Raw genomic sequence first — 23,173 nt, forward strand, 5'->3', positions numbered from 1 at the left:
CACCGCTCGTGCCGGGCGCGTCGGCCGTCGCGCCCGCGGGGGCGACGGCCGCCTCCTCGGACTCCGGCTCGGACTCCGGCGCGGACTCCGGCTCGGACTCCGGCGTCGGCCCGCGGCGGGCCGGTGCGGCGGGTACAGCTCCGCCGTCGTCGAGCAGACCGCGCAGCATCTGCAGCTTCGCCGCCTGTGCCTCGGGCGTGTTGCGTGCCGACGGCGGCAGCGCCGGATCACCGACCTCGGTGAGGAGGGCGTCGTCCGGCGGCTCCTCCATGGCGAAGGGCAGGTCTGCGAAGGGGTCCTTGGTCACGTCATCGATCCTAGGAGGAGCCACCGACACCGCGACCCGGTCATCCACAGGCGGCCCGCATCCGGGCGCGTCAGCTCACGGGCGCGTGTCACCGGGTCCGGGTCGCCGCGCCCGGTCCGCCCTCGGCCCAGCCTGGACCGCGGCCACCGCGCCGTCGCCCGGCTCCCCGACCGACCCCGACCCCGACCCCGACGCCGCCAGGGACGCTAGCAGGGCGAGCCGCTCCCCGGCCGGCGACCCGGCGTCGGCGTGCAGGAGCACGAGCATCATCCGGTCGGTGCCCACCACGGACAGCTTCTCCATGTCCAGCTCGAGCTCGCCGACCTGCGGGTGCCGCATGCGCGTCGTGTGCGGCGAGCCGAGGTTCACGTCGTGCCGCGCCCAGAGCGTCCGGAACCGGTCCGAGGCGAGCGACAGCTCGCCCACCAGCCGCTCGACCCGCTCGTCGTCGGTGTCGGTGCCGACGGCCTCGCGGAACCTGGCCACGATCATCGGTGCCACGGCGGGCCACTCCGCGTTCAGGGCCTGCTCCGCGGGGTCGAGGAAGAGGTCGCGCAGCCGGTTGTGCCCGGGCGCGAGGTTGGGCGAGAGGGCTGTGGCCAGCGGGTTGGCCGCGAGCACGTCGAAGTAGCGCCCCTCGACGTAGCCCGGCGTGCCGATGCGGTCGAGGAGCCGGAGGGTGCCCGGCGGCACGACCTCCCTCCGGGGGCGCTGCCCCCGCCGGCGGGGAGCGGGCGCGGCGAGCTGCATCAGGTGCTGCGTCGCCGGCTCGTCGAGCTGGAGCACGCGCGCGAGCGACTCCACGACCTGCACGGACGGGTTGCGGTCGCGCCCCTGCTCGAGCCGCAGGTAGTAGTCGGAGCTGATGCCCGCGAGCAGCGCCACCTCCTCGCGGCGCAGGCCCGGGACGCGGCGCACGCCCGAGGCGGGCAGCCCGACGTCCTGCGGGCGCACGAGCTCGCGGCGGGCTCGCAGGTACTCCCCCAGCTGGTTCTCGGCCATGCCACCACCGTACGGCGGCGGTACCAGCCCCTGCCTGGTCCCCCGGCTCCCAGGATCCTCCGGGTACTCCCGGCCGCCCGTGGCCGCACGCATCGTGAAGACATGACCACGAGCACAGGAACCACGACCTCAGGAACCACCCGCCCGCTCCCCGGCGGCGCGTACACGATGGGCGACCTGACCGTCTCTCGCGTCGGCTACGGCGCGATGCAGCTCGCCGGCCCCCACGCCTTCGGCCCGCCGGCCGACCGCGCGGCCGCCGTCGCGGTGCTGCGCGAGGCCGTCGCCCTCGGCGTCACGCACATCGACACGGCCGACTTCTACGGCCCGCACGTCACGAACGAGATCATCCGTGAGGCCCTGCACCCCTACCCCGCCGGCGTGCACGTCGTCACCAAGGTGGGCGCCGAGCGCGGCGCGGACGGCAGCTGGCCCGTCGCGCGGGAGCCGCACCAGCTCCGCCGCGCGGTGGAGCAGAACCTCGAGCACCTCGGCCTGGACCGGCTCGACGTCGTCAACCTGCGGGCGGGCGGGCTCGAGCGGCCCGAGCCCGGCTCGATCGAGCGGCCCTTCGCGGCGCTCGCCCGGATGCAGGACGAGGGCCTGATCCGCCACCTCGGGCTGAGCACCGTCTCGGCCGACCAGGTCGCCCAGGCGCAGCAGATCGCCCCGGTGGTCTGCGTGCAGAACATGTACAACATCGCCAACCGGCAGGACGACCCGCTGATCGACTCCCTGGCCGAGCAGGGCATCGCGTTCGTGCCGTACTTCCCGCTCGGCGGGTTCTCCCCGATCCAGTCCGGCCGGCTCGACGCCGTCGCCGCGCGGCTGGGCACCACGCCCTCCGCCGTCGCGCAGGCGTGGCTGCTGCGGCGTTCGCCGAACGTGCTGCTCATCCCGGGCACGTCGTCCGTGGCGCACCTGCGGGAGAACGTCGCGGCCGCCGACCTGGTGCTGCCCGACGCGGAGCTCGCGGAGCTCGACGCGATCGGCGCCTGAGGTCCCGGTCCGGCAGGCCCCACGACAGCAGGGTCCGGCGACGCCCCAGCGCCGCCGGACCCTGCCGCGTCGGACGTCCTACCGTCCCTGCAACGCCTTGACGTTGTCGCCGAACGTCCAGCCGCGTGAGCCGTCCCAGTTGATCGACCAGGTCATGAGCCCCTTGAGCGACCCGTCGTAGGAGCCGTACGCCTGCGAGACGAGCGACGGCGCCATGTACCCGCCGCCGGCGCCCTGCTGCGCGGGCAGGCCGGGCACCTGCTTCTCGTACGGCACGCGGATCGTCACGCCCTGGATGACCAGCCCGTCGTCCAGGCAGTCGGTCTGGGCGCGGAAGCCCTCGACCGTGCCCGCGGGGTAGGAGTTGCCCGCGCAGTCGTACATCGACCCGTTGTAGTACTGCATGTTGAGCCACCACAGGCGGCCGTTGTCCGCGTACTTCTTGATGATCGGCAGGTACGAGCCCCAGATCGAGCCGTAGACGACGCTGCCGCCCGTCACGTAGGCCGTCTCGGGCGCCATCGTCAGGCCGAAGCCGGGGGGCATGGCCGCGAGCACGCCGTCGATGATGCGGATCAGGTTGGCCTGCGACGTCGAGAGCCGGGTGATGTCGCCGCTGCCGCTCAGGCCGGTCTCGATGTCGATGTCGATGCCGTCGAAGTGGTAGTCGCGCAGGATCGGCACCACCGTCTCCACGAACCGGTCCGCCACCGCCTGCGAGGACAGGTCGATGCCCGCGGTCGCACCACCGATCGACAGCAGGATCGTCAGGCCGGCCTCCTTGGCCGCGCACATCTCCTCGGGGCTCGGCACGCGGACGCCGGCGTCCATGCCGTCCTCCCACAGCACGGTCCCGTCGGAGAGGATGACCGGGAACGCGAGCGTGGCCACGTTGTAGCCGTGCTGCGTGATCCGCGCGTCGGTGACCGGGATCCAGCCCAGGCCCGGGTGGACGCCGTTGCTCGCGCCGTCCCAGTTCTCCCAGTAGCCCTGCAGCACCTTGCCCGACGGGCGCGGCCGCTGGCTGCAGTCCTCGGGCGTGGGCTCCGGGTCGGGCTCGGGGTCGGGCTCCGGGTCGGGGTCCGGCCCCGGGTCGGTCGGGTCCGGGTCCGGCTGGGTCGCGCACGCGCCGTCGTCCGTCCAGAGGGAGGGCGTCGTGTCGGGGCTCCAGCCGGCGCCGACGTGCGCCGTGTGCCCGACGAGCGCGGTGTACCCGCGGCCACGGTGGGTCACGTGGTCGCCCGCCGCGTACGTGGTGCCCTCGGCCCACGCGGCGGCGGTGCAGTCGGCGGCCGCCGCGAGGCCCGCGGGGACGGCGCCCGCCTGCGCGACGACGGCGGGCAGGGCGGCGGGCACGGCGAGCCCGAGGCTCAGCACGGCGGCGACGCCCGCCGCCAGGAACGAGGTCCGAGGTCTCTGCAGCGGCTTCATGGCACTCTCCTTCGACGCCCGCTATTTGTCAGGACAGTAGCCATATCCACGGGGGCGGCATATACGAGGAACCCACACGCGCACACCTAGACTCGCGACGTGTTCCGACTCAACCCCGAGCAGCTCGTGTTCGTCACCGAGCGTCACCTCGCGACCCTCACCACCCTGCGGCCGGACGGCACGCCGCACGTCGTCCCCGTCGCGTTCACGTGGGACGCCGACCAGGGGGTCGCCCGCATCACGACGAACCGCACGTCCTACAAGGCCCGGCACGCGGTCCCCGGGCCGGACGGCGCGGCCCCGCGCGCGGCACTGTGCCAGGTGTCGGGCGGCCGGTGGATCACGCTCGAGGGCACCGTCGCGGTCAGCGAGGACCCGGACGAGATCGCCGACGCCGTCGCGCGCTACGCGCGCCGCTACCGCGAGCTGGAACCGAACCCGGAGCGGATCGTGCTGCGGGTCACGGTCGACAAGGTGATGGCGTCGACGTACATGGCCTGAGCCGACCGGCACGACCGAGGCGCGCAGCGCACCTCACGCCACGCGTGCCGACTCCTCGCCCGCGGGCAGCTCCACGGTCACCACGTCGCCGCGCACGAGCTGGCGCCCGCGCCGCGTCTCGGGCTCGCCGTTGACCCGCACCTCCCCGTCGGCCACGAGGTCGCGGGCCTGTGCGCCGTCCTCGGCGAGGCCGGCGAGCTTGAGGAACTGACCGAGGCGGATCATGTCGTCGCGGATGGGGACGTCTGAGATGGACACCCCGCCATTGTCCCCGACACCCGCCCTAGACTGGTCCCGTGATCCAGCGCATCGACCTGCGCGGCCGGTCCCTCGGCCGCCGCGAGCTCCTCGACGTCCTGCCCCGAGCCGAGGTGGGGGTCGACGAGGCGGTCCATGCGGTCGAGCCCGTGCTGCGCCAGGTCCGAGCGGGCGGCGCCGCCGCCCTGCGCGAGCTCGCTCAGCGGTTCGACGGCGTCACGCCCGAGCACCTGCGCGTGCCCGCCGAGGCGCTGTCCGCCGCCGTCGACAGCCTGTCGCCGCTGGTGCGCGAGGGTCTCGTCGAGGCGATCCGGCGCGTGCGCCAGGTCCACGCCGACCAGGTGCCCCACGACCACGTCACCGAGCTGGCGCCGGGCGCCGCGGTGCGGCAGCGCTGGGTCCCCGTGCAGCGCGTCGGCCTGTACGCGCCGGGCGGCCTGGCGGTGTACCCGTCGTCGGTGGTCATGAACGTCGTCGCGGCGCAGGAGGCGGGTGTGCCGGGGCTCGCCGTCGCGTCCCCGCCGCAGAAGGACAACGGCGGCCTGCCGCACCCGACGATCCTGGCGGCGTGCGCGCTGCTCGGCGTCGACGAGGTGTACGCGGTGGGCGGCGCGCAGGCCGTGGCGATGTTCGCGTACGGCGCCGCCGGGAGCGAGCCGCAGGACGGCGTGACGCTGTGCGAGCCCGTCGACGTCATCACCGGCCCGGGCAACGTGTACGTGGCGGCCGCCAAGCGCCTGGTGCGCGGCGTCGTCGGCATCGACGCGGAGGCGGGCCCCACCGAGATCGCCGTGCTGGCGGACGCCACGGCCGACCCGGGGCACGTGGCGCTCGACCTCATCAGCCAGGCCGAGCACGACCCGATGGCCGCCTCGGTGCTGGTCACCGACTCGGTCGAGCTCGCGGCCGCGGTCGACGCCCGGGTCCAGGACCTCGCGTCCGCGACCAAGCACTCGGTCCGCGTGGCGCGTGCCCTGGAGGGCCCGCAGTCCGCCGTCGTGCTGGTGGACGACGTCGACGCGGGCCTGGCCGTGGTCAACGCCTACGGCGCGGAGCACCTGGAGATCCAGACGGCGGACGCGGCCGCGGTGGCCGCGCGCGTGCACAGCGCGGGCGCGATCTTCGTGGGCCCCTGGTCGCCCGTGTCGCTGGGCGACTACATGGCCGGGTCGAACCACGTGCTGCCCACGGGCGGCACCGCGCACTTCGCGAGCGGCCTGGGCGTGCACAGCTTCCTCAAGTCGGTGCAGCAGGTCGAGTACGACCGCGAGGCGCTCGAGGTGCTGGCCGACCGGATCGTCGCCGTCGCGAACGACGAGGACCTCCCGGCGCACGGCGAGGCGGTCCGCGGCCGCTTCCACTGAGTCACCCGCTCCCGTTCCTTGAACCCGATGTTTCTTCGCTGTGACGCAACTCTGAGCGAAGAAACATCGGGTTCAGACGTCTGTGGCACGCGACGCTGCCACCTGACCGATACCTGGGTGAATCCCGTACAGAACCATTGACACGCCCTGGCGGGGTGAGCGAGGAATGACACGCACGTGCACGCGCTCGTCCATCGCTGCCGAGGGAGCCTCGTCGATGAAACAACGGTTCAGAACGCCCCTGCTCGTCACGGCGGCGGTCACGGCACTGGCGGCGGCGATCGCGCCCGCCGCCGTCGCCGTACCCGCCGCTCCGGGGGTCACGTCCGACAGGTCCGGGGACAAGGTCGAACCCCGCGACCTGCTCGCGGAGGGCCTCGTCCCCGCACAGACCACTGCTCAGCCGGGCGTCGAGCGCGACGCCGGCATCCAGAAGCTCGCCCTCGGCCGCGGCAAGGCCGAGCGCACCTACCTCGTCCGGCTCGCCGACCCGGCCGTCCCCACGTACGACGGCGGCGTCTCCGGTCTGCGGGCGACGGCGCCCGCCCCCGGCCGCACGCTCGACCCGTCGGCGCAGCGCGTCCGCGCGTACACCGAGTTCCTCGAGGCGGAGCAGGACGACCTCGTCACCCGCATCGAGCGCACCGTCGGCCACGACGTCGAGGTGCCGTTCACCTACCAGTACGCCGTCAACGGCCTGGCCGTCGTCCTGACGCCCGCCGAGGCCGCGGAGGTCGCCAAGGACCCGGCGGTCGCGCACATCGCGCTCGACGAGGAGCGCGAGCTGCACACCGACGCCGGCCCCCAGTGGAGCAACGCCGACGCGCTGTGGAACGCCGTCGAGGAGCTCGGCCTGCCGGAGGACTACAAGGGCGAGGGTGTCGTCATCGGCACCATCGACACCGGCATCCACCCGGGCAGCCCCTCGTTCGCCGAGACCGGCGACGACGGCTACACGCACACCAACCCGCTCGGCGAGGGCAACTACCTCGGCGTGTGCGACCCGGCGAACACCGACCAGTACGACCCCGACTTCCCGTGCAACGGCAAGCTCATCGGTGCCTACGGGTTCCTCAGCGCGGCCGACCGCAGCGCGCTCGACGAGGACGGCCACGGCTCGCACACGGCCTCGACGTCGGGCGGCAACGTCGTGCACGACGTGACCCCGACCGCGCCGGAGGGCACCGACCCGCCGACGTTCGACGTCTCGGGCGTCGCCCCGCACGCCAACGTCATCAGCTACCGCGGCTGCTGCACCACGGCGGGCCTGACGGCGTCGATCGACCAGGCCATCGCCGACGGTGTCGACGTCATCAACTACTCGATCGGCTCGTCGTCGCCGTCGGACCTGTGGAACGACTTCGACTCGATCGGCTTCCTCAACGCGCGTGCCGCCGGCATCTTCGTGGCGACCTCCAACGGCAACGACGGCCCCGGGTTCGCCACCACCGGCTCCCCCGCCGACGCGCCGTGGCTCACCTCGGTGGGCGCCTCGACCCACAACCGGCACATGGTCAACACCCTCGGTGACCTGACCAGCAGTGCGGGCGACCTGCCCGACCTCGTCGGCAAGTCGCTGACGGGCCCGCTGCCCGCGACCGAGATCGTGGACGCCGCGTCCGTCGGCGACCCCCAGTGCACCACGACGACCGGCCACGAGGCCGAGTTCACCGACAAGATCGTGGTCTGCGCCCGCGGCGGCAACGGCCGCGTCGAGAAGTCGGAGAACGTGGCGGCCCAGGGCGCCGTCGGCTTCGTGCTGACCAACGACGAGCCCAACGGCGCCTCGCTGCTCGGTGACGCGTTCGCCGTGCCCGGCCTGGCCGTCTCCTACGCGGACGGCGAGACCTTGCGCGCCTGGCTCGCCGAGGGAACCGGGCACACCGGCACCGTCTCGGGCACGGACTTCGTGATCGACGACGAGCGCGGCGACGTCATGGCCAGCTTCTCGTCGCGCGGCCCGAACCGCGCCGTCGACACGGTCGTGCCGTCGATCACCGCACCGGGCGTCGACATCCTCGCCGCCTACGGCGTGGCCGACGGCGCCTACGACCACGTCGAGTACGGCGTCATCTCCGGCACGTCGATGTCGAGCCCGCACGTGGCCGGCGCCGGCGCCCTGCTCTCGCAGGCCCGCCCGGACTGGACCCCGGCCCAGCAGCAGTCGGCGCTCATGACGACGGCGCGCACGACCGTCCGGGACTTCGACGGCTCGCCCGCCACCCCGTACGAGCAGGGCAGCGGCCACATGGACATCGGGGCCGCCGTCCAGGCCGGCCTGCTGTTCGACGAGACCCACGCCAACTACCTGGCCGCCGACCCGGAGGAGGGCGGCGACCCGACGACGCTCAACCTGCCGTCGTTCGCCGACACCCAGTGCCTCGCGAGCTGCTCGTGGGAGCGGACGGCGGTCGCTCCGCCGTCGGCCCCCGCGGACGTCACCTGGACGGCCTCGGCGACCTCGGACGACGGGCTGTCGCTCGACGTCTCGCTCTCGCGGGAGACCGTGTCGCCCGGCGACTCGCTCGGCATCTCGGTCACGGCCGACGTCGCGGGCGCGCCCGACGGCGAGACGCTGTTCGGCCGCATCACGCTCACCCCGAGCGACGAGGCCGTGCCCACGGTGACCATGCCGGTGGCCGTCGTCCCGTCCGGCGCGATCCTGCCGGACGACATCGACATCACCACGCGCCGCGACACCGGCTCGCAGGTGGTCACCGGCCTGCAGTCCATCGCGATCAGCGACTTCACCGGGTCCGTCGAGGGCCTCGTGAAGGCCGACCGGCACGAGGGCTCGCTCGGCCAGGACCCGACCCGTGACGACGCGCTGGACGACCTGAGCCAGGTCCAGGTCACCACGGTCGAGGTGCCCGACGGCGCCGCGCGGCTCGTCGCGCAGATCACCGCCGCCGAGGCGAGCGACCTCGACATGTTCGTGGGCACCGGCGACACGCCGAGCGCCGCCACCCAGGTGTGCGCCTCGACGTCGTCCGGCTCGGCCGAGCTGTGCGAGGTACCGGACCCGGAGGCCGGCACCTGGTGGGTCGTCGTGCAGAACTGGCAGGGCAGCGACGACCAGCCCGACGCCCACACGCTGGTGACCGCCGCCGTGCCGGGTGAGGACCTGGGCAACGCGGGCGTCGAGGGCCCCGAGGGCGACGTGCCCGTGGGTGACCCGTACGACGTGCGCGTCCGCTGGGACCTGGACGACGCCGCCGCGGGCGACCTGTACTTCGGGACGGCCGTGCTCGGCACGTCGCCCGACAGCCCGGGCGACATCGGCGAGATCCCGGTCCGCCTCGAGCGCGTGGCCGACGACGTCACCAAGACGGCGTCCGTCGGCGAGGCGGGGGTCGGTGACACGATCGGCTACGACATCACCGTGCAGCCCAACGTGACGCCGGAAGACCTCACCTACACGATCACCGACACCGTGCCCGACGGCCTGACCGTCGACCCGGACTCGGTGACCGGTGACGGCGTCGTCGACGGCCAGACCATCACCTGGGAGGTCGAGGTGCCCTCGGCGGTCGGCGCCGTCGGATCCTACGTGGCGTCGACGCCCGCGGACGACCCGCAGTGCGCGGCGTGGGCCGGGTTCCTCGACCTCGGCTCGGTGGGCATCGGGTTCAGCACGCTCGACGGCGACACCGCGGCCGTCAACGCGTTCTCGAACATCGGCCCGTTCACGCACTACGGCGCCCCGTCGCCGAACCTGACCGTCTCCGAGGACGGCCTGGTCACGGTCGCGGGCGGCTACGGCGGCCAGCCGTGGGCGCCGCAGGACCTGCCGAGCACGGCGGCGCCGAACGGCGTCATCGCGCCGCTCTGGTCCGACCTGGCGCTCTCGGTCGCCGACGGGCGCGGCGTGCGGCTGGCCACCTCCGGCGGCGAGGTCGCCGTGGTCCAGTGGGACGACCCGTTCGAGTTCGGCGGCGACCCCACCGACCTGTCCAACTCGGTGGGCACGTTCCAGGCGTGGATCTACAGCTCCGTCGCCGACGACCGGCCCGAGATCACGTTCGAGTACGGCGAGCTCGGGGCCCTGCCCGCGACCGCCACGATCGGCGTCGAGAACCTCGCGGGGACGCTCGGCACCGCCCTCGTCAGCGCGGGCGACCCGTCGTCGGCGCTCACCGAGGGTGGCTCGATCTGCCTCGACTACGTCGGCCCCGAGGTCGACCCGGTCACGCTGTCGTACGAGGTGACGGTCGACGCCGACGCCGCGAGCGGCACGTACACCAACGAGGCGGAGCACGTCACGGACAACCCCTTCGACGAGCCGGCCGTCGCCTCGGCCGACGTCGAGGTGACCGGCCTGTCCGCCGAGCCGTGGGACCGGAAGACGGTCTACGACACGGGTGACGAGGTGTCGTACGGCGGCGCCGTGTACGTGGCCCTGTGGTGGACGCGCGGCGACCAGCCGGGCAAGAGCCCGTGGGGCCCGTGGGCCGAGGTCGGGGCGGACGTCGTCTGCGGCGACGAGACGCACCGGGCCTGGACCGAGTCGTGGGTCTACACCGGCGGCGAGACGGTCGCGCACGACGGTCACCTCTTCCGCGCGAAGTGGTGGACCCGCAACCAGGAGCCGGGCACCTCGCCGTGGGGCCCGTGGGAGAACCTGGGCACCTGCTGACGCCGTGCCCGGCAGAGTGCGCTGAACGCAGGCGGCCCCCGGATCACCTCGGTGGTCCGGGGGCCGCCTGCGTTCTCGACGGTGCCGTCAGAAGCCGAACGTCAGCAGCCGCGGCATCGGCGTCCCGTGCCGCCCCGCGTCGTGCACCGCGCGCAGCACGGCCGCCTCGTGCGGCACCAGCGGCGTCGGCAGCGCGACGAACGGGAACCAGGCCAGGTCCGCCGCCTTCTCGGGCTCCTGGATGGCCGGCGTGCCGCTCCAGCGGGTGGCCTCGAACATGAAGTCGACCCGCTGCTCGACGGCGGGTCCGCCGGGCTCGCCGCGGTGCAGCACCGTCAGCGGCTGCACGTCCTGCGGCGCGACGGTGACGCCGAGCTCCTCACGAGCCTCACGGACGGCGGCGTCGACCGCCGACTCCCCCTCCTCGACGTGCCCCGCGGCGGCGCACGCCCAGTAGCCGTCGCGGTAGCCGGTGCCCTGGCGGAGCTGCAGCAGCACCTGACCCTCGCGGCGCAGGAAGAGGTACGCGGCGGGCACGAGCGCGAACCGCTCGTGGTCACGCTCGTCGTAGCGGGCGTTGTCCGAGGCCGTGCCCGCCGGGCCGGTCGGGGAGGTCGTCACGACAGGCAGCCCTGGCCGAGCAGCGCCTTGAGGTCGCCGAACAGCGCGGGCGACTTCTCGACCCGCAGCGTGTCGGCGGCGCGCACGATCGTCTTCTTGCCCGGCTCGGCGACCGCGATGTGCACCTCGGCCGAGCCCGGGTGCGTGGCGAGCACCTCGCGCAGCCGCACCATGGTCGGCTCGATCGCGCGCGTGTGCGGCACCGTCACGGCCAGCGGCGTGTCGGACCCGACGGTGACGTCCGGCAGGGCCACCTCCATGGCCTGCAGCGACATCGACTCGTCGCGGCGGCGCACCTTGCCGCGCAGCACGACCACCTGGTCCTCGGCGAGCATCGTCGAGTACGCGAGGTAGGTCTCGCCGAAGAACATGACCTCGACGGCACCCTCCAGGTCCTCGACGGTCACGGCGGCCCACGGGTTGCCGTTCTTGCTCATCTTGCGCTGCACCGAGGTGAGCAGGCCCGCCACGGTCACCACCGAGTTGTCGGGCCGGTGCTCGTCGGCGAGCAGCGAGGCGATCGACGTGTCGGCGGCGCGCTGGAGCACGTGCTCCAGGCCGGACAGCGGGTGGTCGCTCACGTACAGGCCGAGCATCTCGCGCTCGAACTGGAGCTTCTGCTTCTTCTCCCAGTCGGGCAGGTCCGGCACCTCGACCGAGAAGCCCATGCCCGCGTCGTCGTCCCCGCCGAAGTCGGCGAACAGGTCGAACTGGCCCTCCGCCTCCTTGCGCTTGACGCTGATCACCGAGTCGACGGCCTGCTCGTGCACCACGAGCAGCGAGCGCCGCGTGTGCCCGAGCGAGTCGAACGCCCCGGCCTTGATGAGCGACTCGATGGTGCGCTTGTTGCAGACCGTGGCGGGCACCTTGTCGAGGAAGTCCTGGAACGACGTGAAGGCGCCCTTGGTCTCGCGCGTCTCGACGATCGCGTCGACCACGTTGCGCCCCACGTTGCGCACGCCGGTGAGGCCGAAGCGGATGTCTCCCCCGACGGCGGTGAACTTCGCGGACGAGTCGTTGACGTCCGGCGGCAGCACCGTGATGCCCATGCGGCGGCACTCGTTGAGGTAGAGCGCCATCTTGTCCTTGTTGTCGCCCACCGACTGGAGCAGGCCCGCCATGTACTCGGCCGGGTAGTTGGCCTTGAGGTAGGCCGTCCAGTACGCGACGAGACCGTAGCCGGCCGAGTGCGCCTTGTTGAAGGCGTAGCCCGCGAACGGCACCAGGGTGTCCCACACCGCCTTGATCGCGGCGTCGCTGAACCCCTTCTCCTTGGCGCCCTTCTCGAAGTTCACGTACTCCTTGGCCAGCACCTCGGGCTTCTTCTTGCCCATGGCGCGGCGGAGCAGGTCGGCCTGGCCGAGCGAGTAGCCGGCCATGATCTGCGCGGCACGCTGCACCTGCTCCTGGTAGACGATGAGGCCGTACGTCTCGTCCAGGATCTCCGCGAACGGCTCGACCACCTCGGGGTGGATCGCCTCGATCTTCTGCTGCCCGTTCTTGCGCAGGGCGTAGTTGATGTGCGAGTTCATGCCCATCGGGCCCGGCCGGTACAGCGCGATGACGGCGGAGACGTCCTCGAAGTTGTCGGGCCGCATCTGGCGCAGCAGCGAGCGCATGGGGCCGCCGTCGAGCTGGAACACGCCGAGCGTGTTGCCGCTGGCGAGCAGCTCGTAGGTCGGCTTGTCGTCGAGCGCCACGTTCTCGATGTCGACCGGCTCCTTGCCGTTCGCCACGATGTTCTCGAGCGCGTCGTCGAGGATGGTCAGGTTCCGCAGCCCGAGGAAGTCCATCTTGATCAGGCCGAGGCCCTCGGACGTCGGGTAGTCGAACTGCGTGATGATCGCGCCGTCCTGCGGGCGCTTCATGATCGGGATGATGTCGATGAGCGGCTCGCTCGACATGATGACGCCGGCGGCGTGCACGCCCCACTGGCGCTTCAGACCCTCGATACCGCGCGCGAGCTCGACGACGCGCTGCGCCTCGGGGTCGGTGTCGTGCACCTGCCGGAACTCGGCCGCCTCGGGGTATCGGGGGTGCTTCGGGTCGAAGATGCCCGACAGCGGGATGTCCTTGCCCATGACGGCGGGCGGCATCGCCTTGGTCAGCTTCTCCCCCATGGCGAAGGGGAAGCCGAGCAGCCGCGCGGAGTCCTTGATGGCCTGCTTGGCCTTGATGGTGCCGTAGGTGACGATCTGGGCGACGCGGTCGTCGCCGTACTTCTCGGTGACGTACTTGATGGCCTCCCCGCGCCGACGCTCGTCGAAGTCGACGTCGACGTCGGGCATGGAGACGCGCTCCGGGTTGAGGAAGCGCTCGAAGATGAGCCCGTGCTCGAGCGGGTCGAGCTCGGTGATGCCCATGAGGTAGGCGACCATCGACCCGGCTGCCGAGCCACGGCCCGGCCCGACGCGGATGCCCTGGCGCTTGGACCAGTTGATGAAGTCGGCGACCACGAGGAAGTACCCCGGGAAGCCCATCTGGATGATGACCTCGACCTCGTAGTCGGCCTGCTTGCGCACCGCGTCGGAGTACCCGTTCGGGTAGCGCCGCTGCAGGCCCGCCTCGACCTCCTTGACGAACCAGGAGATCTCGTCCTCGCCCTCGGGGACGGGGAACCGGGGCATGTAGTTGGCCGACGTGTCGAACGAGACCTCGCACTGCTCGGCGATGAGGAGCGTGTTGTCGCACGCCTCGGGCAGCTCCTTGAAGACCCGCCGCATCTCGGCCGCCGACTTCACGTAGTAGCCGGTGCCGTCGAACTTGAACCGGTTCGGGTCGTCCAGCGTCGAGCCCGAGTTGATGGCGAGCAGGGCCTCCTGGCTGGTGGCGTCCTCCTCCCGCACATAGTGCAGGTCGTTGGTCGCCACGAGCGGTGCGCCGATGGTCTTCGACAGCTCGAGGAGCTCCTTGGTCACCCGGGTCTCGATGTCGAGCCCGTGGTCCATGAGCTCGACGTAGTAGTTCTCCTTGCCGAAGATCTCCTGCAGCTCGCCCGCCTGCCGGACCGCCTCGTCCCACTGCCCGAGCCGCAGACGGGTCTGGATCTCGCCCGACGGGCAGCCCGTCGTCGCGATGAGGCCCTCGTGGTACCGCTCCAGGAGCTCGCGGTCCATGCGGGGCCACTTGCCCATCTGGCCCTCCAGCGAGGCCAGCGACGACGCCCGGAACAGGTTGTGCATGCCGGTGTTGTTCTTGCTCAGCAGCGTCATGTGCGTGTACGCACCGCGCGCCGACACGTCGTCGGACTCCTGGCCCGCCTCGCCGTACCGGACGCGCGTCTGCTCGAACCGGCTGGTACCCGGGGTGACGTACGCCTCGACACCGATGATCGGCTTGATGCCCGCCTTGTTCGCCTGCGCCCAGAACTCGTGCGCGCCGAACAGGTAGCCGTGGTCGGTGGTCGCGATGGCGCGCTGCCCCTGCCGCGCGACCTCCTCCATGAGGTCACCGACCCGGGCCGCGCCGTCCAGCATCGAGAACTCGGTGTGGACGTGGAGATGAACGAAGTCGTCACTCGTGGCGGTGGGCATGGCGTCGATCTTAGAACTGCTGTGTGACACTCCGCGTGTCCCGCGCCGAGCCTCTTCTCACACTCACGAGTACGCCCCGCGCACCACCTCGAGCGCCGCCTCGAGGTCCGCCGGGTACGCCGACTCCACCTCGACCCAGCGCCCCGCCACCGGGTGCTCGAAGCCCAGCCGGTGCGCGTGCAGCCACTGCCGTGCGAGCCCGACCTTCGAGGCCAGCACGGGGTCGGCGCCGTAGGTGAGGTCACCGACGAGCGGGTGCCGCAGCGCGGCCATGTGCACGCGGATCTGGTGCGTCCGTCCGGTCTCCAGGTGCACCTCGAGCAGCGAGGCCGCCGGGAGCATCTCCAGGGTCTCGTAGTGCGTCACCGACGGCTTGCCGTCGGCCGTCACCGCGAACTTCCAGTCCGAGCCGGGGTGCCGGCCGATCGGCGCGTCGATCGTGCCCGACGTCGGGTCCGGGTGCCCCTGCGCGAGCGCGTGGTAGACCTTGTCGACCGTGCGTTCCTTGAAGGCCCGCTTGAGCCCCGTGTAGGCGGGCTCCGACTTGGCCACGACCATGAGGCCGGACGTACCGACGTCGAGCCGGTGCACGATGCCCTGCCGCTCCGCCGCGCCCGACGTCGAGACCCGGTAGCCGGCCGCCAGCAGCGCGCCGACCACGGTCGGGCCGGTCCAGCCCGGCGACGGGTGCGCCGCGACACCGACCGGCTTGTCGATCACGACGAGGTCGTCGTCGTCGTACACGATGCCCATGCCGGGCACGGGCTCCGGCACCACCTCGGCGGCGGGCCGCTCGTCGGGCACGTCCACCTCGAGCCAGCCGCCCGGCACCACACGGTCCGACTTGCGCACGGTGCGGCCGTCGAGCCGGACAGCGCCCGCCTCCGCGAGCTCGGCCGCCCGCGTGCGCGAGAAGCCGAGCATGCGGGCGAGGGCGGCGTCGACACGGTCGCCGGCGAGCCCGTCCGGGACGGGCAGGGTCCGCAGCGCCATCAGGCGACGTCGCCGCGGTCGACGGGCGTCGCGGTCGGCGCCGCGGGGCCGGGCTGCGCGGCGTCCGGTCCCGTGACGTCCGGTCCCACGGCGTCCGGTCCCTCGGCGTCCGGTCCCGTGGATCCCGTGGCGTCCGGTCCCGCGACATCGGGCTCGTCCGTGTGCCTGCGCCCGTCGAGCCCGATCCCGCGCAGCGAGAGCAGTGCGATGAGCACGGCGGCCGAGACGACGGCGATGTCGGCCACGTTGCCGACGAAGAAGCCCGCGTAGTCGATGAAGTCCACGACGTGCCCGCGCGCGAACCCGGGCTCCCTGAGGAGACGGTCCACGAGGTTGCCGAGCGCGCCGCCGAGCAGGAGGCCGAGCGCCGCGGCCCACCCGCGCGAGCCCAGGCGCCCGATCGCCCGGACGATGAACACGACGACCACCGTCACGACGATCGTCAGGATCCACGTGTAGCCCGATGCGAGCGACAGCGCGGCACCGGGGTTGTAGATGAGCCGGATGCCCAGCAGGTCACCCACCAGGGGGATCGTGGGATCGTTCGCGACGAGGGCCGACTCGGCCCACCACTTGGTGAGCTGGTCCGCGGCGAGCACGACGGCGGCGAGCACAGCGGTCCAGACCACGAGGGACCGGCTGCCGCGCGAGACGGCGGAGGGTTCAGCGGGAGTAGACATCAGGCAAAGTGTCCCACGCCGCGGGCCGTGCCGGGGACGAGGCCCTCCGCGCCCGTCGGCGGATATTTCCCGGGCACAAGGGCGAGGCCCTTTCCCGGGATTCCGGGAAAGGGCCTCGCGACCACGTGGCGCCTGAGATCAGTTGCAGGCCGCGTAGGTGGTGAAGTTACCCGTGTTGAACAGGTTGAGCGGGCCGTCCCAGTGCCACGGGGCGACGCACACGTTGTTCAGGATGTTGACGGAACCGTCGCCACCCAGCTCGACGTCGCCGTTGCAGGCGGCGTAGTCGGTCACGTTGGCGGTGCTGCCCACGTTGCCCGGGCCCTCCCAGTACCAGGGAGCGACGCACACGTTGTTCAGCGCGTTGAAGCTGCCGTCGCGCTCGATCTCGACGACGTCGCCGACCGTGGCGACCTCCTCGGGGACCATCACGCCGTCGACACCGACGGGCGCCTCGTCGAGGCCGTAGCCCTCGAGCACGTCCAGGGCGCCGTCGACGCCGACCACGCCGAGCGGGTTCGTGGTGCCGAGCACGTCCGCCGCGTGGGCGGCCGCGTCCGCGACGCTGTCGGTGGAGGGTGCGCTGATCAGCTCCGGCGCGTCCCCCTGCACCATCGCGCTCGCACCCGTCGCCGCGGCGACGACCAGGCCGGCCGACATGACGACCGCAGCCCCTGCGCGACAGGTCGCACGGAATCCTCGGATCATTGTGTTTTCCCCCTTGATAGTGCTCGTCGGAAAGACCGGTGAATCACACACGTGTGATTCACCTCGACGAGCATCCGGGGGAAATTTCACCCTGTCAATCGGAACGACAACGCGCACAGTCGGCACGAAAGCCGACATTCCTGGACCGAGTACCGAGGGAATTGCGCCAAAAACTGCCACGACCCGGACATCACAGAATTGATATCCGGGTCGTGGCGGGTTCGGTCAGGCGCCGCGTCGCTCCTCGCGCGCCTTGGCCTCGACCGAGAGCGTCGCCCGCGGGAACGCCTGCAGGCGCGCCTTGCCGATCGGCAGCGCCGTCACCTCGCACGTCGCGTACGTGCCCTTGCGGATGCGGTCCAGCGCGTGGTTCGTCTGCTCGAGCAGGTCGCGCATGTTGTTGACCAGCGTGAGCTCCTGCTCCCGCTCCAGCGCGCTCGAGCCGTAGTCCGCCTGGTCGTCGCCGGCGCCGTCGCCGGAGTTGCGCAAGAGGTCCGACAGCTCCTTGTCCGCCACGTGCAGCTCGCGCTCGAGCCGTTCCTTGTCCTCCAGCAGGAGGGCAGCGAGCTCCTCGACCTCGCGCAGCGTCCAGGGTTCCTCGCCGTCGCGGACGGGGAACTGCTTCACGTCGCGCGCCAGGTTCGGGAACTCGTGCTTGATCGCGGCTCGCGTGGCAGTCGAGATCTTGGTCATGGGTTCCCCTTCGCGGTCGCCCCGGGTGGTCAAGTCACCGAAGCGTAAGCACATCAGGGCAGACGCACAACGGGGCACGCCGTGTGGCGTGCCCCGCCGTGCGTCCGCACGCCGCGGCGGCCGGTCGGCGAGGTGGGGACGCCGGCCGCCGTGCGTGTGGGCTGGGGGTGCGGCCTCCCGGCCGCGAGGTCCCGCTCCTGCGGTCAGATGCCCTGGGCCATCTCGGCCTGGCGACCCGACTGCTGGTTGTTGCGCGGCGGCAGGGCCGAGCCACGGGCGTCGAGGTCGCCGAGCAGGTTCTGCAGGAAGCTCTTCAGACGCGTGCGGTAGTCCCGCTCGAACAGGCGCAGCTCGTCGATCTTCCGCTCCAGCAGCGAGCGCTCCTGCTCGAGCTGGGACAGCGTGCGGTGCGAGGTCTCCTCGGCGTCGCGCACGATGCGCGCACCCTCCGTCTTGGCCTCGGCGATCAGACGGTCGCCCTCCTCCTGGCCCGAGCGCACGTAGTCGTCGTGCAGCTTCTGGGCGAGCTGGAGCATCCCGGTGGCCGACTCGGGCTCCGGACCCGTCTTCGCGCCGGCCGGGCCGGACGGCATGACCGGGGCGGCGACGGGGGCGGCCTGCGCACGGCCTGCGGCCTCGCTGCGCGACAGCTCAGCGATCCGCCGCTCGGCGGCGGCGACCTTCTGCCGAAGACTCTCGTTCTCCTCCTGGACGTTGGTCAGGGTCCGCACGACCTCGTCCAGGAAGTCGTCGACCTCCTCGACGTCGTAGCCCTCGCGGAACTTCGTCGCGGAGAACTTCTTGTTGAGGATGTCCTCTGCCGTCAGCAGTGCCATCGTGTCACCTCGAAAGTTAGAACGTAGGAACGCAGGAATCGGACGTCGGCGCTGTCCAGCCACACGCCCTCCGCCGCCAACCACGGTAGCGGACGAGATGAGCGCCGGACACCGGGAGCACCCCCGGGCACGATTTCCTCACAGAGTGTGCCGCCTCACCCCAGCGCAGATCCATGCATCGGTAATTGGTTTCGCGCCGCTCGCGCAGGACCTGCCGGGCTCGCCTGCCAGGAACCAGCACAGATCCCCCACTTTTTCGCCCCTCAGACGCGCGCGGCGGCCTGCCCGACGATCGACGACAGGATCGACGCCGCGAAGAACAGGACGATGAACGCCAGGTCGAGCTGCACCTGGCCGAGCCGCAGCGGCGGGATGAGCCGGCGCAGGAACCGCAGCGGCGGGTCCGTGACCGTGTAGACCGCCTCGGCGACGACCAGCAGGACGCCGCGCGGCCGCCAGTCCCGCGCGAAGAACTGGACCCAGTCGAAGACGAGCCGGCCGATGAGGAACAGGATGAACAGCCACAGCAGGAAACCGATGAACTGCAGGATCAGAGTCACAAGGCACAACCTAACGTGTTCTGCCCCGCCGGCACCGCAGGCGTGCGCAGACATGAGCGGAGGGCGTCCGCCGCAGCGACCGCCCTCCGCCCAGGTCTCGTCGTGGTGGTGTGTCAGCTCTGGTTGTAGAACCCGCCGCGACCGTTCGGACGGTCCTGCGCGACCTGCTCCTCGGCGGCGATCTCCACGTGCTCGGGCGAGAGCAGGAAGACCTTGTTGGTCACCCGCTCGATCGAGCCGTGCAGGCCGAAGATGAGCCCCGCGGAGAAGTCGACCAGGCGCTTGGCGTCCGCGTCGTCCATGTCGGAGAGGTTCATGATCACGGGCGTGCCGGCGCGGAAGGCCTCGCCGATGCTCCGTGCGTCGTTGTACGAGCGGGGGTGCACCGTGGTGATACGGCGCAGGTCCGAGGAGGACAGGGCCTCACGCGGCACACCGTCGCGGTGCAACGGCGTGACCTGTGCGTGCCGGTGGTCCTCCACGTTCTCCTCCAGGCCCTCGTCGTACTCGTCGAGGTACTCCGGCTCGCCCTGATCGTCGGCGAGGCCCAGATACAGCATGGTCTTGCGAAGTGCTCCGGCCATCGCTCTCTCTCCGTTCGTCGCCTGCTGTGCGTCCTTCTGTCAACGGCCCGTCCAACAGGTCTGGCCTTGACCCCTCGTCGGGGTTGCCTTGACAAAAGTAGCCCGGCGCAATCCGACCCGGAAGCGCGACACGCCGTGCCACGAACAACTTTGCCAAAGTTGTTCAGCAGACGCTCGCTAAAAACGACATCCGTGTGATTTCGCAGGTCACGAGCCTAACCCGGGCGTGTCGCGGGCCTCCGCCGACGCGCCGGGCGGCGTCAAATGAGCGCGATGATGCCGGCCTGGCGTCCTGTTGTGGTACCCGACACGCTCGCCCTGCGGTGCGAGAAGAGGGCCTCCTCCTCGAGCGTGCAGCGGTCCACGCGGACGGCGGCGACGCCGCGTTCCGCGAGCTGCGCGACCACACCGGCAGGCAGGTCGAGGCCCGGCGTGCCCGCCCGCGTCGTGGCGAACGTCTGCGGCACCGCGGCGGCCACCTCGTCCCGCATCGCGGCGGGCACCTCGTAGCAGAGCCCGCACACCGCGGGCCCGACGGCGGCGCGCACGCGCGCGAGGTCGGCGCCGCGTTCGACCATGGCGTCCAGCGCGCGGAGCACGACGCCGGACAGCACGCCCTTGCGGCCCGCGTGCGCGACGGCGACGACGCGGGCGACCGGGTCGGCGAGCAGCACCGGCACGCAGTCGGCGACCAGCACGCCGAGACCGAGACGCCCTTCGGTGGTGACGAGCGCGTCGCCCTCCCCCGCCGTCCCGGGCGGCTCGGGCGCGGACCAGAGCTCGCGTTCCGCACCGCCCAGCGGGAGCACGGTGGCGCCGTGCACCTGGGTGGCGTACGCGACAGGCGCGCCGAGGTGCCGCGCCACGCGTGCCCGGTTGACGGCCACCCGTGCGGGGTCGTCGGAGACGTTGAGCCCGAGGTTGAGCCCGTGCCCGGCGTCCGAGCCGTCGGCCGCGGCCGCCGTCGACCACGGGGCCGGCGAGACGCCGCCGGCCGCGGACGTGAAGAAGGCGTGCACCCCGTCGCCGAGGGCGACGGGGTGCACGCCGGGAAGGACCTGGGTGTCGCTCACGCGTGCGAGCGTACCGGCCGGGCCGTCCGCGCGGACGCGGCGCGCACGCGGGTCACTTGAGGAAGTCGGGCACGTCCAGGTCCGCGTCGGTGCGCCGCGGGTGCTCGTCGTAGACCGGCGGCACCTCGACGCGCTCGGGCTGCTGCTCGCGCCCCACCTCCTGGCGGGCGAACGAACCCTGCACCACGACGGCGGGCTCGTCGAGCGTGCGCGGCACGTCGTCCGAGGACTCGTCGTCGATCACGCGCGGCAGCGTCGAGACCGGCGAGGGCTGCTGCGCCGGCGGGACCGACGGCGGCATCCCGTTGCCCGCGTGCTGCTGCTCGGGCGCCCGGCGCGCGGCGTCGGCCATGTCCGGCAGCGGGACCGGCGCCGTCGCGGGGCTCCGCGTGCCCGCTCCCGCGACCTGGCCGAGCGCGCGGTTGTCCTTGCGCTCCTTGGGCAGCCCGCCGTCGAAGCCCGCGGCGATGACGGTGACCCGCACCTCGTCGCCCAGGGCGTCGTCGATGACCGTACCGAAGATGATGTTGGCCTCCGGGTGCGCGGCCTCCTGCACCAGGCGTGCGGCCTCGTGCACCTCGAACAGGCCCAGGTCGCTGCCGCCCTGGATGGAGAGCAGCACGCCGTGGGCACCGTCGATCGACGCCTCGAGGAGCGGAGAGGAGATCGCCAGCTCGGCGGCCTGCACCGCGCGGTCCTCGCCCCGGGCCGAACCGATGCCCATGAGCGCGGAGCCCGCGCCCTGCATGACGGACTTGACGTCGGCGAAGTCGAGGTTGATGAGACCCGGCGTCGTGATGAGGTCCGTGATGCCCTGGACACCGGAGTGCAGCACCTGGTCGGCCGAGTGGAACGCCGCGATCGCGGACACGTTCCGGTCGGACATCGACAGCAGCCGGTCGTTCGGGATCACGATCAGCGTGTCGACCTCGTCGCGGAGGTTCTCGATGCCGCTCTCGGCCTGGACGGCGCGCCGGCGACCCTCGAACGTGAACGGCCGCGTCACCACACCGACGGTCAGCGCGCCCAGCGAGCGCGCGATCCGCGCGACGACCGGCGCGCCGCCCGTGCCGGTGCCGCCGCCCTCGCCCGCGGTGACGAAGACCATGTCGGCGCCGCGCAGGACGTCCTCGATCTCCTCCGCGTGGTCCTCCGCGGCCTTCTTGCCGACCTCCGGGTCGGCACCCGCACCGAGGCCACGCGTGAGCTCGCGGCCGACGTCGAGCTTGACGTCGGCGTCGGACATGAGGAGAGCCTGGGCATCGGTGTTGATCGCGATGAACTCGACGCCCTTGAGGCCGACCTCGATCATGCGGTTGACGGCGTTCACACCACCGCCGCCGATGCCGACCACCTTGATCACTGCCAGGTAGTTCTGCGGAGTTGCCACGTCGTCGCCTTTCGATTCGGGTCCCGAGTCCCGACTCTCGTCCCTCCCGAAGTCTCAGGTTGAGGTAGAGGGTTAGAGTTATGTCAGGTTGCTGCTGAGTTCGACGGTAGGTGCGCCGTCGAGGTGTGTCGAAGACATCGTCGCGCGTGTCGCGCAACGATGCACGCAGCAAATCACACGTGTGTGATTCCCGTGTGGCGAACGAGCCGTCAGTTCGTGACCGGCAGCGCGGGCGAGGAGACGTCGATCGTCCGCGCGGACGGCTCGGCCTCCAGCAGCGTCTCGGCCACCCGGATCTTGAGCTCCACCTCGTCGCCGCTCCCCCACCGGATCACCCGGCCGTCGGACAGCGTGGTACGCACGTCGTCCTGGGTCGCGGCGCTCACCGTGCTGATCTCGCCCGCCAGGGTCCGCGGCAGCGCGCCGAGCACCTGCAGGGCCGCGTCCAGCGCGCGGTGGCCGGCCGCGCCGTCGGACAGCGAGACGCGGATGGCCGGCAGTCCGTCGGGGACCTCCCGCACGGTGGCGACCTGGACGCCGTCGGCGTCCATGAGGGCGTGCTCGCCGCCGCTCTGCGGCACGGCGGCCACCGGTTCGCGGGACGTGAGCACGACGTCGAGCCCGTCGGGCCACGCGCGGGCGATGTGCACGTCCTTGACGGCGTTCATCGCGAGGATCTGCTCACGCAGACCCACGGTGTCCAGGCGCGGCAGCGGCACGCCCGCGTGCGCGGTCACCGCGTCCCGCACCTCGCCCGCGTCGACGGTCGTGCCCTCGCCCGAGACCCGCACCTGGTCGGCGTCCAGCGCGAGCAGCGGCGAGAAGAACGCGCCCCAGACGAGCGCGGCCGCGGCCGCCAGGGCGGCGACGGTCCAGCCGAGCCGCCGCCAGAACCGGTGGCGTGCCATCGCGGTGCGCTCGGCGAGGCGGTCGGCGAGCCGGTCGGACACGACGTCGTCGCGCCCGGCCGGGACGACGGCGACCTGAGGCTCCTGGGCCGGGCG

The 23,173-nt window shown here is 72.1% G+C and carries 19 protein-coding genes and 1 pseudogene; 4 read left to right on the forward strand and 16 right to left on the reverse strand.

All coding sequences use genetic code 11. From position 1 onward, the window contains the following. Both HLB15_RS14935 and HLB15_RS14940 read right to left on the reverse strand, forming a co-directional pair. Positions 1-307: pseudogene (locus HLB15_RS14935) on the reverse strand (recombinase RecQ); the annotation flags it as partial. A gap of 75 nt (positions 308-382) precedes the next feature. Next, positions 383-1,309, reverse strand: coding sequence for a helix-turn-helix transcriptional regulator (locus HLB15_RS14940; protein WP_171106560.1), 927 nt, complete (start codon positions 1,307-1,309; stop codon positions 383-385). Between the two features lie 102 nt (positions 1,310-1,411). On the opposite strand from HLB15_RS14940, the gene HLB15_RS14945 reads away from it, so the two are divergent. After that, a complete protein-coding gene (locus HLB15_RS14945) occupies positions 1,412-2,308 on the forward strand; it encodes an oxidoreductase (RefSeq protein ID WP_171106561.1) in 897 nt (298 codons plus the stop codon). Positions 2,309-2,386: 78 nt separating this feature from the next. Here HLB15_RS14945 and HLB15_RS14950 read toward each other — a convergent pair whose 3' ends face one another. Beyond that, the gene (locus HLB15_RS14950) at positions 2,387-3,739 is read right to left on the reverse strand and encodes a carbohydrate-binding protein (RefSeq protein ID WP_171106562.1); all 1,353 of its coding nucleotides are present in this window, start codon (positions 3,737-3,739) and stop codon (positions 2,387-2,389) included. Positions 3,740-3,838: 99 nt separating this feature from the next. Here HLB15_RS14950 and HLB15_RS14955 point away from each other — a divergent pair, with 99 nt between their 5' ends. Next, on the forward strand, positions 3,839-4,240 hold the full coding sequence (locus HLB15_RS14955; RefSeq protein WP_171106563.1) for a pyridoxamine 5'-phosphate oxidase family protein: 402 nt from the start codon (positions 3,839-3,841) through the stop codon (positions 4,238-4,240). A 33-nt stretch (positions 4,241-4,273) separates the two neighbouring features. On the opposite strand, the gene HLB15_RS14960 is transcribed toward HLB15_RS14955, so the two are convergent. After that, entirely contained in the window at positions 4,274-4,492 is a 219-nt protein-coding gene (locus HLB15_RS14960) for an RNA-binding S4 domain-containing protein (protein ID WP_171106577.1), read from the reverse strand. Positions 4,493-4,536: 44 nt separating this feature from the next. On the opposite strand from HLB15_RS14960, the gene hisD reads away from it, so the two are divergent. Continuing rightward, positions 4,537-5,862: a histidinol dehydrogenase gene (gene hisD / locus HLB15_RS14965; RefSeq protein ID WP_171106564.1), complete on the forward strand. Its 1,326-nt coding sequence runs from the start codon at positions 4,537-4,539 to the stop codon at positions 5,860-5,862. Between the two features lie 217 nt (positions 5,863-6,079). Then, the gene (locus tag HLB15_RS14970) at positions 6,080-10,498 is read left to right on the forward strand and encodes a S8 family serine peptidase (RefSeq protein ID WP_171106565.1); all 4,419 of its coding nucleotides are present in this window, start codon (positions 6,080-6,082) and stop codon (positions 10,496-10,498) included. Between the two features lie 87 nt (positions 10,499-10,585). Here the strand turns inward: HLB15_RS14970 and HLB15_RS14975 are convergent, their stop codons facing one another. From HLB15_RS14975 to HLB15_RS15030, 12 genes are all read right to left on the reverse strand, one after another. Continuing rightward, positions 10,586-11,119, reverse strand: a complete 534-nt coding sequence (locus HLB15_RS14975) for an NUDIX hydrolase (RefSeq protein WP_171106566.1) — start codon at positions 11,117-11,119, stop codon at positions 10,586-10,588. Continuing rightward, complete coding sequence (gene dnaE / locus HLB15_RS14980) at positions 11,116-14,652, reverse strand: DNA polymerase III subunit alpha (protein WP_171106567.1); 3,537 nt, start codon at positions 14,650-14,652, stop codon at positions 11,116-11,118. Before dnaE ends, HLB15_RS14975 begins: the two co-directional genes overlap by 4 nt. Positions 14,653-14,715: 63 nt before the next feature. Continuing rightward, positions 14,716-15,645 carry an RluA family pseudouridine synthase gene (locus HLB15_RS14985; RefSeq protein WP_171106568.1) on the reverse strand — a complete coding sequence of 310 codons (930 nt, stop codon included), beginning with the start codon at positions 15,643-15,645 and terminating at the stop codon, positions 14,716-14,718. Next, positions 15,645-16,325: a signal peptidase II gene (locus HLB15_RS14990; protein ID WP_171106569.1), complete on the reverse strand. Its 681-nt coding sequence runs from the start codon at positions 16,323-16,325 to the stop codon at positions 15,645-15,647. The genes HLB15_RS14985 and HLB15_RS14990 overlap by 1 nt, the downstream gene beginning before the upstream one ends. A 138-nt stretch (positions 16,326-16,463) precedes the next feature. After that, a complete protein-coding gene (locus HLB15_RS14995) occupies positions 16,464-16,985 on the reverse strand; it encodes a hypothetical protein (RefSeq protein WP_171106570.1) in 522 nt (173 codons plus the stop codon). A gap of 273 nt (positions 16,986-17,258) precedes the next feature. Beyond that, complete coding sequence (locus tag HLB15_RS15000; protein ID WP_171106571.1) at positions 17,259-17,726, reverse strand: TraR/DksA family transcriptional regulator; 468 nt, start codon at positions 17,724-17,726, stop codon at positions 17,259-17,261. 203 nt (positions 17,727-17,929) lie between these two features. After that, a complete protein-coding gene (locus tag HLB15_RS15005) occupies positions 17,930-18,562 on the reverse strand; it encodes a DivIVA domain-containing protein (RefSeq protein WP_171106572.1) in 633 nt (210 codons plus the stop codon). A gap of 263 nt (positions 18,563-18,825) precedes the next feature. Continuing rightward, positions 18,826-19,122, reverse strand: coding sequence for a YggT family protein (locus tag HLB15_RS15010; protein WP_229785687.1), 297 nt, complete (start codon positions 19,120-19,122; stop codon positions 18,826-18,828). Positions 19,123-19,235: 113 nt separating this feature from the next. Further along, a complete protein-coding gene (locus tag HLB15_RS15015) occupies positions 19,236-19,706 on the reverse strand; it encodes a cell division protein SepF (RefSeq protein WP_171106574.1) in 471 nt (156 codons plus the stop codon). Positions 19,707-19,966: 260 nt separating this feature from the next. Then, positions 19,967-20,779, reverse strand: coding sequence for a peptidoglycan editing factor PgeF (gene pgeF, locus HLB15_RS15020; protein WP_229785686.1), 813 nt, complete (start codon positions 20,777-20,779; stop codon positions 19,967-19,969). A gap of 52 nt (positions 20,780-20,831) precedes the next feature. Then, positions 20,832-22,169, reverse strand: a complete 1,338-nt coding sequence (gene ftsZ, locus HLB15_RS15025; RefSeq protein ID WP_171106575.1) for a cell division protein FtsZ — start codon at positions 22,167-22,169, stop codon at positions 20,832-20,834. 209 nt (positions 22,170-22,378) lie between these two features. Continuing rightward, the coding region (locus tag HLB15_RS15030) for a cell division protein FtsQ/DivIB (protein ID WP_171106576.1) at positions 22,379-23,173 on the reverse strand (795 nt) is incomplete at its 5' end.

This window comes from Promicromonospora citrea (assembly GCF_013004695.1).
GTDB classification, from domain to species: domain Bacteria; phylum Actinomycetota; class Actinomycetes; order Actinomycetales; family Cellulomonadaceae; genus Promicromonospora; species Promicromonospora citrea.

Excerpts from the sequence above, each read along its gene's own strand:
- HLB15_RS14940 (WP_171106560.1), bottom strand. The coding sequence starts at position 1,309 with ATGGCCGAGAACCAGCTGGGGGAGTACCTGCGAGCCCGCCGCGAGCTC.
- HLB15_RS14945 (WP_171106561.1), top strand. The coding sequence starts at position 1,412 with ATGACCACGAGCACAGGAACCACGACCTCAGGAACCACCCGCCCGCTC.
- HLB15_RS14950 (WP_171106562.1), bottom strand. The coding sequence starts at position 3,739 with ATGAAGCCGCTGCAGAGACCTCGGACCTCGTTCCTGGCGGCGGGCGTC.
- HLB15_RS14970 (WP_171106565.1), top strand. The coding sequence starts at position 6,080 with ATGAAACAACGGTTCAGAACGCCCCTGCTCGTCACGGCGGCGGTCACG.
- dnaE (WP_171106567.1), bottom strand. The coding sequence starts at position 14,652 with ATGCCCACCGCCACGAGTGACGACTTCGTTCATCTCCACGTCCACACC.
- HLB15_RS14985 (WP_171106568.1), bottom strand. The coding sequence starts at position 15,645 with ATGGCGCTGCGGACCCTGCCCGTCCCGGACGGGCTCGCCGGCGACCGT.
- HLB15_RS14990 (WP_171106569.1), bottom strand. The coding sequence starts at position 16,325 with ATGTCTACTCCCGCTGAACCCTCCGCCGTCTCGCGCGGCAGCCGGTCC.
- HLB15_RS14995 (WP_171106570.1), bottom strand. The coding sequence starts at position 16,985 with ATGTCGGCCGGCCTGGTCGTCGCCGCGGCGACGGGTGCGAGCGCGATG.
- HLB15_RS15000 (WP_171106571.1), bottom strand. The coding sequence starts at position 17,726 with ATGACCAAGATCTCGACTGCCACGCGAGCCGCGATCAAGCACGAGTTC.
- HLB15_RS15005 (WP_171106572.1), bottom strand. The coding sequence starts at position 18,562 with ATGGCACTGCTGACGGCAGAGGACATCCTCAACAAGAAGTTCTCCGCG.
- HLB15_RS15015 (WP_171106574.1), bottom strand. The coding sequence starts at position 19,706 with ATGGCCGGAGCACTTCGCAAGACCATGCTGTATCTGGGCCTCGCCGAC.